This window comes from Acuticoccus yangtzensis, assembly GCF_001927245.1.
In the GTDB taxonomy this organism is placed as follows: domain Bacteria; phylum Pseudomonadota; class Alphaproteobacteria; order Rhizobiales; family Amorphaceae; genus Acuticoccus; species Acuticoccus yangtzensis.
The window spans coordinates 270,671-285,231 of record NZ_MJUX01000002.1 but is presented as its reverse complement, the minus strand read 5'-3'; the positions used below and the strand labels follow the sequence as shown (position 1 = coordinate 285,231).

11 protein-coding genes and 1 tRNA gene are annotated in these 14,561 nt (G+C 69.0%); 4 read left to right on the top strand and 8 right to left on the bottom strand.

What is annotated here, in order from left to right; all coding sequences use genetic code 11:
• Positions 1-3: 3 nt before the first annotated feature.
• From BIX52_RS07490 to BIX52_RS07480, 3 genes are read right to left on the bottom strand one after another with little or no spacing between them, the layout of a single operon-like run.
• Positions 4-1,110, bottom strand: coding sequence for an ABC transporter permease (locus BIX52_RS07490; RefSeq protein WP_075220418.1), 1,107 nt, complete (start codon positions 1,108-1,110; stop codon positions 4-6).
• Positions 1,107-2,696: an ABC transporter ATP-binding protein gene (locus BIX52_RS07485; protein WP_075220417.1), complete on the bottom strand. Its 1,590-nt coding sequence runs from the start codon at positions 2,694-2,696 to the stop codon at positions 1,107-1,109. The genes BIX52_RS07490 and BIX52_RS07485 overlap by 4 nt, the downstream gene beginning before the upstream one ends.
• A 9-nt stretch (positions 2,697-2,705) precedes the next feature.
• Complete coding sequence (locus BIX52_RS07480; RefSeq protein WP_075220416.1) at positions 2,706-3,722, bottom strand: BMP family lipoprotein; 1,017 nt, start codon at positions 3,720-3,722, stop codon at positions 2,706-2,708.
• Between the two features lie 214 nt (positions 3,723-3,936).
• Between BIX52_RS07480 and BIX52_RS07475 the strand changes: the two genes are divergently transcribed.
• Positions 3,937-4,449: a hypothetical protein gene (locus tag BIX52_RS07475; protein WP_075220415.1), complete on the top strand. Its 513-nt coding sequence runs from the start codon at positions 3,937-3,939 to the stop codon at positions 4,447-4,449.
• 4 nt (positions 4,450-4,453) lie between these two features.
• Positions 4,454-4,888 (top strand): curli-like amyloid fiber formation chaperone CsgH, encoded by a 435-nt coding sequence (gene csgH, locus BIX52_RS07470; protein WP_075220414.1) that lies wholly within the window; start codon positions 4,454-4,456, stop codon positions 4,886-4,888.
• A 33-nt stretch (positions 4,889-4,921) separates the two neighbouring features.
• On the opposite strand, the gene BIX52_RS07465 is transcribed toward csgH, so the two are convergent.
• The 4 genes from BIX52_RS07465 to BIX52_RS07450 form a co-directional block, all read right to left on the bottom strand.
• On the bottom strand, positions 4,922-5,761 hold the full coding sequence (locus BIX52_RS07465) for an isopenicillin N synthase family dioxygenase (protein WP_075220413.1): 840 nt from the start codon (positions 5,759-5,761) through the stop codon (positions 4,922-4,924).
• A gap of 158 nt (positions 5,762-5,919) precedes the next feature.
• Positions 5,920-9,621 (bottom strand): methionine synthase, encoded by a 3,702-nt coding sequence (gene metH / locus BIX52_RS07460; RefSeq protein ID WP_075220412.1) that lies wholly within the window; start codon positions 9,619-9,621, stop codon positions 5,920-5,922.
• 11 nt (positions 9,622-9,632) lie between these two features.
• Complete coding sequence (gene metF, locus BIX52_RS07455) at positions 9,633-10,499, bottom strand: methylenetetrahydrofolate reductase [NAD(P)H] (RefSeq protein ID WP_075220411.1); 867 nt, start codon at positions 10,497-10,499, stop codon at positions 9,633-9,635.
• Positions 10,496-11,563, bottom strand: a complete 1,068-nt coding sequence (locus tag BIX52_RS07450) for an ArsR/SmtB family transcription factor (protein ID WP_083660104.1) — start codon at positions 11,561-11,563, stop codon at positions 10,496-10,498. The genes metF and BIX52_RS07450 overlap by 4 nt, the downstream gene beginning before the upstream one ends.
• Before the next feature lie 197 nt (positions 11,564-11,760).
• Between BIX52_RS07450 and BIX52_RS07445 the strand changes: the two genes are divergently transcribed.
• On the top strand, positions 11,761-13,125 hold the full coding sequence (locus BIX52_RS07445; RefSeq protein ID WP_075220760.1) for an MATE family efflux transporter: 1,365 nt from the start codon (positions 11,761-11,763) through the stop codon (positions 13,123-13,125).
• A gap of 162 nt (positions 13,126-13,287) precedes the next feature.
• Here the strand turns inward: BIX52_RS07445 and BIX52_RS07440 are convergent.
• A tRNA-Leu gene (locus BIX52_RS07440) sits at positions 13,288-13,372 on the bottom strand.
• A 235-nt stretch (positions 13,373-13,607) separates the two neighbouring features.
• On the opposite strand from BIX52_RS07440, the gene BIX52_RS07435 reads away from it, so the two are divergent.
• Positions 13,608-14,474: a hypothetical protein gene (locus BIX52_RS07435; protein ID WP_075220409.1), complete on the top strand. Its 867-nt coding sequence runs from the start codon at positions 13,608-13,610 to the stop codon at positions 14,472-14,474.
• Positions 14,475-14,561 lie beyond the last annotated feature (87 nt).

Below are 14,561 nucleotides of genomic sequence, written 5' to 3'. Positions count from 1 at the left end.
CCGCTAGGGTGTCGAGGGCAGCCGACGCCGCGGCGCGAACAGGCGCGACAACGGTCCGTCCAGCATGTGCGCCAGCGCGCCGGAGAAGAGGATGATGAGCCCCTGCAGCACCAGCACCATGTTGCGGTCCAGCGTGGAGTAGGCGAACGACAATTCCGTCCCACCCTGGTAGAGCGCGCCGAAGAGCAGGCTCGCCATCACGATGCCGACCGGATGCGCCCGCCCCATCAACGCCACCGCGATGCCGGTGAAGCCGAACCCGGCGGTGAAGTTGTTGACGAGCTTTTCCTGCGCGCCGAGCACGGCGTTGGTGGCCATCAGCCCGGCCAGCGCGCCGGAGATCACCATCGTCGCCACCACCATGGACGGCACCGGGACACCGGCATAGCGCGCCGCCGGCTCCGACTCGCCCAAAGTGCGCAGCCGGAAGCCGAACGGGGTGCGCCAGATCAGCACCCACACCCCGAAGGCGGCCGCGGCGGCGAGAAGGATCGACAGGTTGAGCGGCGAGGACGACGCCTCGAACCCCAGCGCGCGGGCGATCTCGTGGACCGTCGGGATCGTCGCATCCGGCGCGATGTTGCGCGTCTGCGGCGTCGACTGGCCGGGGCGGATCAAAGGCCCGGTGAGGAGCCACACGAGGATGCCCGCGGCGATGAAGTTGAACATGATCGTGGTGATGACGACGTGGCTGCCGCGCGTCGCCTGCAGGAAGCCCGGCAGGAAGGCCCACGCCCCGCCGAACAGCGCCGCCCCCAGGATCGCCAGCGGGATGACGAGGACGCCGGGAAGATAGGGGTCCAGCGTCAGGCACACGGCCATGACGCCGAGCCCGCCGATCGCCGCCTGCCCCTCACCGCCGATGTTGAACAGCCGCGCGTGGAAGGCGACCGCCACCGCGAGCCCGGTGAAGACGAAGTTGGTTGCGTAATAGAGCGTGTAGCCGAGGCTTCCGGGGTAGACGAAGGCGCCCTCGATCATCACCCTGAGCGCCGCCAGCGGGTTCTCGCCGATCAGCGCCACCACTCCGCCCGCCACCAGGAAGGCGAGCGCGACGTTGATGAGGGGGATGACGAGAACGTCGGCCCAGCGGGGAAGGGGGCCGCTCATGCGCTCAGCTCCTGCGCCCCGGCGGCGATCTCGGCAGTGCCGCCGATGCCGGCCATCAGAAGGCCGACGCGCCGCCGGTCCGCCTCCGCCGCCGCCAGCGTGCCGACGATGCGGCCCCCGTTCATGCCGATCACCCTGTCCGACAGGGCCAGGATCTCGTCGAGCTCAACCGAGACGAGGAGGATCGCGCAGCCTGCGTCGCGCAGCGCCAGAAGCTCGCGGTGGATGAACTCGATGGCGCCGATGTCCACCCCGCGCGTCGGCTGGCCGACGAGGAGCACCGCCGGCCCCGCCCCATGCTCGCGCGCGATGACGAGCTTCTGCTGGTTGCCGCCGGAAAAACCGGACGCGGCGAGGCGGGGGTTGGCGGGCCGAACGTCGAACCGGTCCATGAGGGATTGGCAGCGGGCGCGCATGCGGCGGGTCTCGAGGAGCCACGGGCGCCGGCCGCGGGCCTCGTCCAGATAGCCGAGAACGGAATTCTCGCTCATGGCGAAGGGCAGGACGAGACCTTCGCGCCGCCGGTCCTCCGGCACATGGGCGACACCGAGGCGGCGCATCGCGCGTGGGTCGGCGGGCGCGGCGGCGCTCACCGTCCGTCCCGCCACGGTGAACTGACCGGCGGTCGGCACGTCGAGCCCGGCGAGGATGTTCAAGAGTTCCGACTGGCCGTTGCCCGCGACACCCGCGACGCCGACGATCTCGCCCGCGTGGAGCGTGAACGAGACGTCCGACAGGCGCGCCACGCCCGCAGCGTCCGTCAGCGAGAGGCCGGAGGCGGTCAGCACCGGCGGCCCGGCAGGACGGGCGGTCTCGTTCGTCACCATCGTCACCGTGCGGCCGACCATCAGCTCGGCCAGCTCCTGCCGGTCGGTGTCCGCGGTGCGGCGTCCGGCGACCATCCGGCCGCGGCGCATCACCGACACGTCGTCGGTCACGGCCATGATCTCGCGGAGCTTGTGGGTGATGAGGAGGATGGTGACGCCGCGCGCCTTCAGGACGGCGAGGCTCTCGAAGAGGCGGTCGGTCTCGTCGGGCGTCAGAACGCCGGTCGGCTCGTCGAGGATGAGGATGCGCCCGCCCGCCAACAGCGCCTTGATGATCTCCACCCGCTGCTGTAGCCCGACCGGAAGCGTCTCCACCACCCTCTGAGGATCGACGGTGAGGCCGTATTTCTCGCCGATCTCGGCGAGGCGGGACAGCACCTCCTTCCGGCTCGCCGTCAGGAAGGGCGCCTTCGCCGTCATCAGCATCAGGTTTTCGATGACGGTGAAGTTCGGCACCAGCATGAAGTGCTGGTGCACCATGCCGATGCCGAGGCGGATGGCATCGGCGGAGGAGGCGAGCTTCACCTCCTCGCCGAACAGCCGGATCGTCCCGGAATCGGCCTGATAGTGGCCGGAAAGGATCGAGACCAAGGTCGATTTGCCCGCACCGTTCTCGCCGATGATGCCGTGGACGGCACCGGCGCGCACACTCAGCGACACGTCGTCGTTGGCCTGCACCTGGCCGAAGCGCTTGGAAATGCCGATGAGTTCGATGGCCGGATCCGGGTGGACGGCGCCGGCCGTGGAAGGCTCAGTCATCGGGACGGATCAGGACGGGCAGGCCTGGTCGTCCTCGTAGTTGTGAACCTCGATCTCGCCGGAGATGATCTTGGCCTTCGCGGCCTCGACCGCCTCGCGGATCTCGGGCGTCAGAAGTTCGGCATTCGCCTCGTTCTCGACGATGCCGACGCCGTCTTCCTCCAGGCCCAGCGAGACGATGCCGGGGGTGAACTCGCCGTTCATGGCGTCCATCATCGTGTCGTAGGCGGCATTGTCGACGCGCTTCAGCATCGAGGTCAGCACCGAGCCGGGGGCGACGCTCTCCTGGTCGCTGTCGACACCGATGGCGAGCTTGCCGGAGTCCGCCACCTGGCGGATGACGCCGAGCCCGGTGCCGCCTGCCGCGTGGTAGACGACGTCCGCCCCGCGGTCGATCTGGCTCTGGGCGAGTTCGGCGCCCTTGGTCGGATCGTTCCAGGCCGACGGGGTTGTGCCGGTCATGTTCTGCAGCACCGTGGCGTCGGCCTTGGTGTCCATCACGCCCTGAACGTAGCCGCAGGCGAATTTGCGGATGAGCGGAACGTCCATCCCGCCGACGAAGCCGACCGTGCCGGACTCCGACGCCAGCGCCGCCGCGACACCGGCGAGGTAGGAGCCTTCATGCTCCTCGAAGCGGTATTGGCGCAGGTTCGGCTGGTCGAGCCAATAGACGTCGATGATGGCGAACTTGGTGTCGGGATAGTCCTGCGCCACCTTGTCGATCGCATCCGCCTGGGCGAAGCCGACGCCGAGCACAAGGTCGGCCCCGCGCTGGGCCATGCGGGTGATCGCCTGCTCGCGCTGCGTCTCGTTGGTGACCTCGAACTCCATCACCTCCACGCCGGTCTCGTCCATGAACCGCTTCACGCCGTTCCAGACGCCCTCGTTGAACGACTTGTCGAATTTACCGCCCATGTCGAACACGACGGCGGGCTTGAAGTCCTGCGCGGCGGCCGGGACGCTGACGGCGACCACCGCCGCCGTGAGAGCGGTGGCGAGGGCGGACCGCCGGGTGAGGCTGGGCATGGGTGTTCTCCGCAGACGAAAAATGATGCCGTGTGCCTCAACTTAGAGCGAGCGCGCGGGATTTGACCAGGGGCAAAAAAGCAGCAGCAGCGCGCCCGCTCTCCGGCCGTTCATCTGGCGGTTAGGCCGATGAACGGAAATAGAATCGTCCCTTCATGCGCCGATCAGCTGAGGGTCTGTAGATCTCCTCTCACAGCAAACGAGGAGACCTTCCATGAAGACCCGCATGTTCATCGCCAGCACCTGTGTCGCCTTCAGCCTCGTGACGGGCATCGGCGCGGTCGAGGCTCAGGCCGGCAACAGCATCAAGCTCGAGCAGTCCGGCTCCTACAATGCCTCGGCGATCGGCCACGAAGGCAACAAGCTCAGCGCGTTTCACCGCCAGTCGGGCCGCGAGAACGAGATCCAGACCCGCCAGACCGGCGTGCGCAACCGCGTCACCGCATCGCAGGAGGGGCTCCGCAACCGGGCGCTGCAGGACCAGCGCGGGCGCCGCAACGAGATCGTCTCCGGCCAGGTCGGCCGCTACAATTACCAGGAGGTGATCCAGCGCGGCGGCGGCAACATCGCCGGTGTCGCCCAGTTCGGCGATGCCAACGGCGCGGCGGTGACCCAGCGCGGGCGCAACAACGCGGCGGCCGTCATCCAGGCCGGGGCGGGGAACGATACGCGCGTCATCCAGCGCGGCAACGGCAACATCTCGGTCATCATCCAGGGAGGCTGGTAAGACCATGAAGCCCATCGGCATGATCTTTTGTGCCGCCGCGGTCGTCGCGGCGGCGGGGGGCGCGCAAGCCGGCATCGGCGCCTGGTTCGCCTCGTCGTCGGACGCCGCCCCGGTCGCGGCGACGCCGGCCACCACGCTCGCCGCGTCCGGCGCGGCGCCGCTGCGCTGCCGGATCGACGCCGCCCCCACCCGCGGCGGCACCCGGCTCGTCGCGGTGGTGGAGGCGGACGGTGATGTCGCCGGCCGCTACAGTTTCGCCGTCGAGGGCGGGGGGAGCGGCGGGACGAGCACGATCCGCCAGGGCGGCGCCTTCGCGGCGACGGCGGGCGTGACTGAGGTGCTGTCCGAAACGAGCCTGTCCGGCCGCTTCACCGCGACATTGCTGGTCGACTGGTCCGGCGGCGCAACACGCTGCACCGCCTCATCTCTGACCCTGTGACGCGATGGCCCGGCCGGGCAATCCTCGCGCGGCTCAGGCGAGGCCGATTTCGCGCAGTCGCTCCTGCAGGTAGGCGCCGGCGGTCTTCTCCGGGCTCAGCGCGACTTCGGAGCGCGGGTGCATGAACATCGGCATCGAGAACCGGGCCCCGCCGTCGCCCACGGCGGGGTTCACCACGCGGTGTGTCGTCGACGGGTAATAGCCGCCCGACGCGAGCTGCAGCATGTCGCCGATGTTGACCGCGATCATGCCGGGGTCGCACGGCACCTCGTGCCACGCCCCGGTGCGGTCCTGCGCCTGAAGGCCCGGCGCCGACCCCGCGAGCAGCAGCGTGATGAGGTTGATGTCCTCGTGCGCGGCCGCCCGCGTCGCGCCCGGCTCCGGCGGCTCGCCCGCCTGGCTCGGATAATGCAGGATGCGGAACATCGAATTCTGAGACCCGCGCAGCATGTCCGGCAGCGGCTCGGCGAAGGTCTTCGCCACCTCGGGAGGCGTGTTCGCCTGGATCCACTCCAGCAGCGTGATGCCGAGATCGGTCAGGTCGTCATAAAGCGCCCGCGTGGTCTCCTCCACGGCGCCCGGCAGCGCGGTGGCCGGATAGACCTGGAAGAACTCCTTCAGATCCTTCGCCGTCGCGCCCTTGGCGTTCTCGGACCGGAAGGGGAAATAGCCCTCCGGCGAGGGCGGTTTCACCTTGAAGCCGAACTTCCCTTCATCGGCGAAGAAGCCGCCCCATTCGGCGTAGGCGCGGTCGATCCGCTCCGGCGCGATCGGATGATCCTTCAGGACCGCGAACCCGGTCTCGTGCAGCGAGCGGGCGAAGAGGGCGGGCGCACCGGGGTCGGTGTAGCTGACGGCTTTGATGGCGAACATGACGCGAGGTTCCAGGTTTGCCGGGTAACCTACCGCGCGCCGCCCGCGATACAACGGGCGTGCGGCAACGAAACGCCCGGCGCGCCGCGCAAGAGCGGCGGCCGGGCGGAAGGAGGGGAGCGCGGCGGACCGTGGCGGACCGTTCCGCCGCGCCCGTCTCAGGCCGCCTCTTGGACGGAGCCTGGGACGTAGGCGAGGATCGGGGCCAGCCACCGCTCGGCGGTGTCGAGGTCCCATCCTTTGCGTTTGGCGTAGTCTTCGACCTGATCCTTCTCGATCTTGCCGACGCCGAAATAGTAGCTCTCCGGATGCGCGAAATAGAGCCCGGAGACGGACGAGGCGGGCCACATGGCAAAGCTCTCGGTGAGCTTCACCCCGGTGCGCTCCTCGGCCTCCAGAAGGCGGAACAACGTCGCCTTCTCGGTGTGGTCCGGCTGGGCGGGGTAGCCCGGCGCAGGGCGGATGCCGCGATAGGTCTCGGCGATCATCTCCGCCGGGGTCAGCGTCTCGTCCGCCGCGTAGCCCCAGATCGTGCGGCGCACGCGCATGTGGGCATATTCGGCGAACGCCTCCGCCAGACGGTCGGCGAGCGACTGGAACAGGATCTTGCCGTAGTCGTCGCCCTGCTGGACGAAGCGGCCGACATGGTCGTCCTCGCCGATGCCGGCCGTCACCGCGAAGCCGCCGATATAATCCTGCGGCCCGCCCTCCGGCGCGATGAAGTCCGACAAGGCGACGTTGGCGCGCCCGTCCGACTTGGGCATCTGCTGGCGCAGGGTGTGCAGCGTGTGCTTCTCGCCCGCGCCGTCGGTGATGACGATGTCGTCGCCAACCGCGTTGGCCTTCCACACGCCGACCACGCCGCGCGCCGTCAGCCAGCCGCCGGAGACGATGTTGGCGAGCATCTTCTGCGCGTCCTCGAACAGCTTCGAGGCCTGCTCGCCGAAGCGGTCGTCGGTCAGGATCGCCGGATAGATCCCCTTCATCTCCCAGGCGGAGAAGAAGGGAGTCCAGTCGATGAAGCCGACGAGCGTCTGGATCGGCACCTCGATGTTGCGCAGGCCGAGCTCCGCCGGGGCGGGCGGGGTGACGGCGGTCCAGTCGGTGGCGAAGGCGTTGGCGCGGGCATCGGCGAGCGGGGTGCGCTGCTTCTCGCCGTGACCCTTCAGATAGCGCTCGGCGGTTCGCTCGTAGTCGGACCGCACCTCGGCCGCATAATTCGCCCGGTCGCCCATCAGCCGCGAGCAGACGCCGACCGCGCGCGAGGCGTCGGTCACGTAGACCGTCTGTCCTGCGGAATAGTTCGGGTTGATCTTCACCGCGGTGTGGATCTTCGACGTGGTGGCGCCGCCGATCAGAAGCGGCACGTCGAACCCGCCGCGCTGCATCTCGGCCGCTACGGACACCATCTCGTCCAGCGACGGGGTGATGAGACCGGACAGGCCGATGATGTCGACGTTCTCGTTCTTCGCCGTCTCCAGGATCTTCTGCGACGGGACCATGACGCCGAGGTCGATCACGTCGAAGTTGTTGCACTGGAGGACGACGCCGACGATGTTCTTGCCGATGTCGTGAACGTCACCCTTCACGGTGGCGAGGAGCACCTTGCCCGCGGTCTGCCGCGCGCCGGCCTTCTCGGCCTCCATGTAAGGCATCAGATAGGCGACGGCCTGCTTCATCACGCGGGCCGACTTCACCACCTGCGGCAGGAACATCTTGCCCGAGCCGAACAGGTCGCCGACGACGTTCATGCCGTCCATCAGCGGGCCTTCGATGACGTGGAGCGGCCGCTCGGCCTTCGCCCGCGCCTCCTCCACGTCGGCCTCGATGTATTCGGTGATGCCGTGGACGAGGGCGTGGGACAGGCGCTCTTCCACCGTGCCCTCGCGCCAGGTGAGGTCCTTGGCGCGGCTCGCCCCGGCGCCGCCTTTCCAGCGCTCGGCGGCCTCCAGCATGCGCTCGGTCGCATCGTCGCGCCGGTTCAGCACCACGTCTTCGCACAGCTCACGCAGCTCGGCGTCGAGGTTGTCGTAGACTGCGAGCTGGCCCGCGTTCACGATGCCCATGTCCATGCCGACCTTGATGGCATGGTAGAGGAAGACCGAGTGCATCGCCTCGCGCACCCGCTCGTTGCCGCGGAACGAGAAGGAGAGGTTCGACACGCCGCCCGACACGTGGGCGTGCGGCAGGTTCTCGGCGATCCACTGCGTCGCGTTGATGAAGTCGTTGCCGTAATTGTTGTGCTCTTCGATGCCCGTGGCGACGGCGAAGATGTTCGGGTCGAAGATGATGTCTTCCGGCGGGAAGCCGTTTGCGGTCAGGAGCTTGTAGGCCCGTTCGCAGATCTCGATCTTGCGCTGGAAGGTGTCGGCCTGGCCGGTTTCGTCGAACGCCATGACGACGGCGGCGGCCCCGTAGCGGCGCACGAGGTCGGCCTGCTCCAGGAATTGCGCCTCGCCCTCTTTCAGCGAGATCGAGTTGACGATCGCCTTGCCCTGGACGTTGCGAAGCCCCTCCTCGATCACCTCCCACTTGGAGGAATCGACCATGATCGGAACGCGGGCGATGTCCGGCTCGGAGGCGATGAGGCGCAGGAAGGTCGCCATCGCCTCTTTGGAGTCGAGCAGGCCCTCGTCCATGTTCACGTCGATGACCTGGGCGCCGTTCTCCACCTGGTCGCGGGCGACGTCGAGGGCGGTCGCGTAATCGCCCTCTTTGATCAGCTTGCGGAAGCGCGCCGAGCCGGTGACGTTCGTGCGCTCGCCGACGTTCACGAAGGGGATCTCCTCCGTAAGAACGAACGGCTCCAGGCCCGACAGGCTGAGGAGCGGCTTGCGCTCCGGCACCTTCCGCGGCGTGTAGCTCGCCACCATGTCGGCGATCGCGGCGATGTGCTCGGGCGTCGTGCCGCAGCAGCCGCCGACGATGTTGAGCAGCCCCTCGTCGGCGAATTCCTTGATCTGCCGGGCCATGTAGGCCGGGCTCTCGTCGTATTCGCCCATCTCGTTCGGCAGGCCCGCGTTCGGGTAGACGCAGGTCAGCGTGTCCGCGACCTTGGCGATCTCGGCGATGTGCGGGCGCATCTCGTTGGCGCCGAGCGCGCAGTTGAGGCCGACCGACAGCGGCCGCGCGTGCATCACCGAATGCCAGAAGGCGGTCGGCGTCTGGCCCGACAGGGTGCGGCCGGACCGGTCGGTGATGGTGCCGGAAATCATGATCGGCACCCGCCGCGCGCCGCGGGCGAACAGCGATTCGATCGCGAAGATGGCGGCCTTGGCGTTCAGCGTGTCGAAGATCGTCTCGACCAGCAGCGTGTCGACGCCGCCGTCCAGCAGGCCCTGTGCGGCCTCTTCATAGGACGCGACGACCTCCTGAAAGGTGACGGCGCGGAAGCCGGGATCGTTCACATCCGGCGAGATGGAGAGGGTGCGGTTGGTCGGCCCCATGGCGCCGGCGACGAAGCGGGGACGCGTGGGGTCGGTCGCCGTCACCTTGTCCGCCGCGGCCCGCGCCAGCTTGGCGGAGGCGACGTTGAGGTCGTAGACGCGCTCTTCCAGCCCGTAATCGGCCTGGGCGATGCGGGTGGACGAGAAGGTGTTGGTGCCGATGATGTCGGCGCCCGCCTCGAGGTACAGCCGGTGGATCTTCTCGATCGTCTCCGGCTGGGTCAGCGACAAGAGGTCGTTGTTGCCCGACTGCGGGTGGTCGGAATGGATGTGGCAGCCGCATCCATTCCCGTGGCCGGCATGGGTGCCGACGAAGGCGTCCTCGTCGAACTTTTCCTTCTGGATCATCGTGCCCATGGCGCCGTCGATGATCAGGATGCGCTCCTGCGCAGCCTTCAGGATGGGATGAGACATAAAAGCTCCGGTCAGGCCGCGGCGGCGGGCTCGGTCGCCGGGTGGATGCCGATGAGGCGGCACAGCGCGTAAACGAGCTCGGCGCGGTTCATCGTATAGAAATGGAAGGTGTCGACGCCGCGCGACTGCAGGTCCAGCACCTGCTCGGCGGCGACGGCGGCCGACACGAGGAGACGCTGCTCGGCGTCGTCGTCCAGCCCCTCGAAGCGCGAGGCGAGGCTGTCCGGCACGGAGGCGCCGCACATCCCGGCGAAGCGCTTCACCTGCTTCATGGAGTGGATCGCCATGATGCCGGGGACGATGTTCACCTTGATGCCGCGCTTGGCCACACGCTCCAGGTAGGCCTCGTAAAGGTCGTTGTCGAAGAAGAACTGGGTGATGGCGCGGTCGGCCCCGGCGTCGACCTTGCGGGCGAGCTGGTCGAGGTCGGTGTCCCAATCCGGCGAATCGGGGTGCTTTTCGGGATAGGCCGTCACCGAGACCTCGAACGGGTCGATCGCCTTGATGCCCGCGGTGAGATCGGCGCCGTTCTGGTAGCCGTCGGCGTGCGGCGCGTAGGGCGTGCCGGGGCCTTCGGGCATGTCGCCGCGCAGGGCAACGATGTGGCGCACGCCGGCGTCCCAATAGTCCTTGATGACCGCGTTCACCTCATCGCGCGAGGCGGCGACGCAGGTGAGATGGGCGGCCGCGCGCAGGTTCGTCTCATCGACGATCCGCTTCACGGTCCGGTGGGTGCGCTCGCGCGTCGACCCGCCGGCGCCGTAGGTCACCGAGACGAAGTCCGGGTTGAGCGGCTCCAGCTTGGTGATGGTGGCCCACAGAGTCTCTTCCATGGCGTCGGATTTGGGCGGAAAGAACTCGAACGAAACCCGGGTCATGCGAAGGCGCCTTCCTCTTGGCGAATGTCGTGGGACGGGATGCGGGGATCCGTGGCGAGCCACAGCGACACGGTGAGCGTGTCGGCCGGGGCGGCGCCCGAAGCGCCCGCATCGGCGGTGCGGCCGTCGTCGGCGGGGCCGGTGCCCGAAAGGCGCAGGGTGCCGGCCAGCTCCAGCCGCGCCTCGCGCAGCCAGGTGTCCATGTCCGCATCGGCGATGCCGAGGCGGCGGTGCTGGTCGTTGGTCCTGAGCTCTTCCAGGCTGTGGGGGGCGAAGTCGACCACCAGGAGGCGGCCGCCGGGGGCGAGGGTGCGCGCCGCCTCGGTGAGGGCGCGTCCCGGATCGTCCAGATAGTGCAGCACCTGGTGGATGATCACGACGTCGAACCGGTCTTCGCCCAGCGACAGGGCGTAGATGTCGTCCTGGGCGAGCCGCGCGTTGGCGATACCGGCCTTGGCGAGGTTGGCGCGCGCCACGGCGAGCATGGCGGCGGACGCGTCCACCCCCAAGGTGCGCTCGGCATGCGGGGCCATCAGCTCCAAGATGCGGCCTGTGCCGGTGCCGACGTCGAGCAGGTTGGCGATCGGCCGGGGGCCGAGGAGCTGCAGCATCGCCGCCTCCACCTCGTCCTCCGGCACGTGGAGGGAGCGGATGCGGTCCCAGGCCTCGGCGTTGGCGGCGAAATAATCCGCCGCGGCGGCGGCCTTGGCGGCGCGGATGGAGGCGCGGCGTTCGCGGTCGCGGGTGTGGATCGGGTCGTCGGGGTCGAGCTGGGCGAGAAGCGCCTCGGCAAGCCGCGTTCCGGCGCCGCTTTCGGCTAGCCGGTAGAAGGCGAAGGCCCCTTCCGCCGAGCGGCCGACCAGACCAGCATCGGCCAGAAGCTTCAGATGGCGCGAGATGCGCGGCTGGCTCTGGCCGAGGATGAGGGTCAGGTCCTTCACCGTGAGGTCGGAATCGGAAAGGAGGGAGAGGATGCGCAGGCGCGTCGTCTCGCCCGCGGCGCGGAGCGCTGCGACGAGCGTGTTGTGTCCCGTACCGGCGGCTCCGGCATCCATCGTTCGCATTTCCACATAAAGAAATCTTTATAGGATTATGCGGTCGCTGGGCGGGGCTGTCAACCGTCCGGCGGCGATTGGACTGCCACGCGACACGCCGGGCTTGCCGGAAGGGGGGCCGCGGCCCCATGTCGGCCTCGGGGGGCCTCACCGGCCGTCCCGCCCGCCCGGAGGCCGTCGTTGCGGCCGGCCATGGAAACCACACGATGAGCCTCCCCCCGCAGGTGCGCCGGACGCCCCGGCCATTTCCCGTCACGCTGCACACCGTCGTGGCGATCGCCGTTCCGATGACGCTCGCCTACCTGTCGACGCCGCTGATCGGCATCACGGACGTCGCGGTGATCGGTCAGCTCGGCGATGCGGCGCTGATCGGCGCGGTGGCGCTGGGGGCGCTCTTGTTCGACTTCTTCGGCGCCACGTTCAACTTCCTGCGGTCCGGCACGACCGGGCTCGTCGCCCAGGCGATGGGGGCGGAGGACCGCGAGGCGGAGGCGATGGTGCTGTGGCGCGCGCTCATCGTCGCCGCTTTGGCGGGGGCGCTGATGGTCGCCCTTCAGACACCGATCCTCGAAGGCTTCCTGGCGCTGATGGGCGCGTCCGACGCGGTGTCGGCGGCGACGCGCGATTATTACACCGTGCGCGTCTATGCGATGCCGCTGATGTTCGCGAACTACGCGATCCTCGGCTGGCTGCTCGGCCTCGGCCGGGCGCGCGCGGGGCTGGTGCTGCAGCTCATCATGGCGCTGGTCAACGTCGCGGGGTCGATGGGGCTGGTGATGGGCCTCGGCTACGGCATGGGCGGCGTTGCGGCCGCCTCGGTGCTGGCGGAGGCGGCGACGTTGGCGGCCGGCGGGGTGTTGGTCGCCCGCGCGCTGGGGCGGCGGCCGCGTCCGGCGCTGGCCGACGTGATGGAGCGCGCGGCCTTCCTGCGCATGATGACGGTCAACCGCGACATCCTCATCCGCTCGATGGTGCTTCTCGGCACGTTCTCCTTCTTCACCGCCATGGGCGCGCGCTATGGCGACGTGATCCTGGCGGCGAACGCGCTTCTGATGAACTTCTTCCTCATCGGCGGCTATTTTCTGGACGGTCTTGCGACCGCGTCGGAGCAGCTCGCCGGGCGCGCCGTGGGGGCCAACTACCGCCCGGCGTTCGACAGGGCGGTGAGGTTCTCGCTCGTCACGGGCGGCGCGCTGGCGGGAGGGCTCAGCCTGCTGGCGCTCCTCTTCGGCGACCATCTCATCTATGCGCTCACCACCGCGCCGGACGTGCGGGCGGCGGCGCTGGTCTACATCGGCTGGGCGGCGCTGACGCCGGTGTCGGGCGTGCTCGCCTTCATCATGGACGGCGTCTATATCGGCGCGACCTGGTCGGCGATGATGCGCAACATGATGCTTCTGTCGGCGCTCGCCTTCTTCGCGGTGTGGGCGGTGGCGGCGCCGCTGATGGGCAATCACGGCCTGTGGCTGGCGCTTCTGGTGTTCCTCGGCGCCCGCGGCGTGACGCTTCTGGCGGCGACCCCGCCCCGCGCCCGCGCCACCTTCGGCCCCACCCCGCTCGGCGCGGCCTAGAAGCGGGGGCAGGAGCAGCCGCCCTCAGGTCCGCGGCGGCCCACACGAACCGCGCTCGAACCCCAGCGGGGTTCGCAAGCGCGACCGCGCGCCGCCGGGGACCGGCGCCCCCTCTGGAGCGAAGCGGCCCAGAGGGCCGCGGCAGCGTGAAGAGAAAACCCATGGTGCGAGAGGGGGGACTCGAACCCCCAAGCCTTGCGGCGGACGATTTTGAGTCGTCTGCGTCTACCGATTCCGCCACTCTCGCCAGCCCGCGCGGGGCGGGTGGTTGCCGGACCGCCATGGGCCGGTCCAGGCGGCGCACCATACAGCCTCGCCGATGGCGCACAAGAGGCGCGCGCGCGATGACTAACAACAGGGCGCGGCACGGCGGCTCAAGGACGATCACAGAGTGCGAAACTGTGGGTAGCGCTCAATGAAGGGTTGTTGTAGATCTAAATCATAGATTGCGCATCATGCGGCGTTCGTGTTGGGGGTGAGCGATGCGGTGGGTCCTCGGTGTCCTGTTGGCCGGATGCGCGTCGTCCGCACTGGCGGGCGCCTGGACGATCGAGCGCGGCGAAACCCGCACCTACGTCACCTCCACATTCACCTATGGCGATCACGGGTTCGACGAGAATGGCGACCTCGTGACCGTGCCCGAATATCAGAAGATGACGCTGTCGGCGGCGCTGGAATATGGCCTGCGCCCGTGGCTGACGGCGGTGGTCGCGGGGGAGCTGACCGACGAATCCATCGAGACCGAGGTGAGCCCGACCTTGATCGCCCCGCAATCTCAGACCTTCGCCTCGGTGGCGGGCGGGGCGCGGGTGCGGCTCTACCAGGGCCCCTTCTGGGTCGCGTCGACGCAGATCACCGCGCTGTCGGGCGGCTTCACCACGGCGGGTGACGGTAAACCGAGCGACGGGCCGGCGGTCGAAATCCGCGCCTTGGGCGGCGTTTCGGGCACGGTGCTCGGCAAGCCGGTCTATGCCGATGCGCAGGCCGCCTACCGCAAGAGGTTCGATGCCGACCAGCCCGACGAGGTGAAGCTCGACCTCACCGTGGGCGCCAAGGTGCTGCCGAAGTGGGACGTGATCGCCCAGAGCTTCTCGACCTTCGAGGTCGGAGGCGATGCCAGCCACCACAAGCTTTCGGCGATGGTGGTGCGGCAGGTGACGGAAAATCTGCGCGTGGGCGTCGGCGGTATCGCGACGGTGGCGGGGCGGAGCGCGGTGCAGGAGCTCGGCGGGCACGTCGACTTCTGGTGGGTGATGCCGAAGAAGAAGCCCGTCGCGGTGGCCGAGGCGGAGGCCCGGCTCGCGGCGCACACGGCGGAACAGAAGTCGCTGCAGTCCATCTTCAAATGATACGCGGGGGAGCCAGGGGCGGCGCTCTTCCTGACGCCGCGGACGGCCGGCGCGGTGACGCGCTCCGGGGCAGGGGGCGCGCCGCAT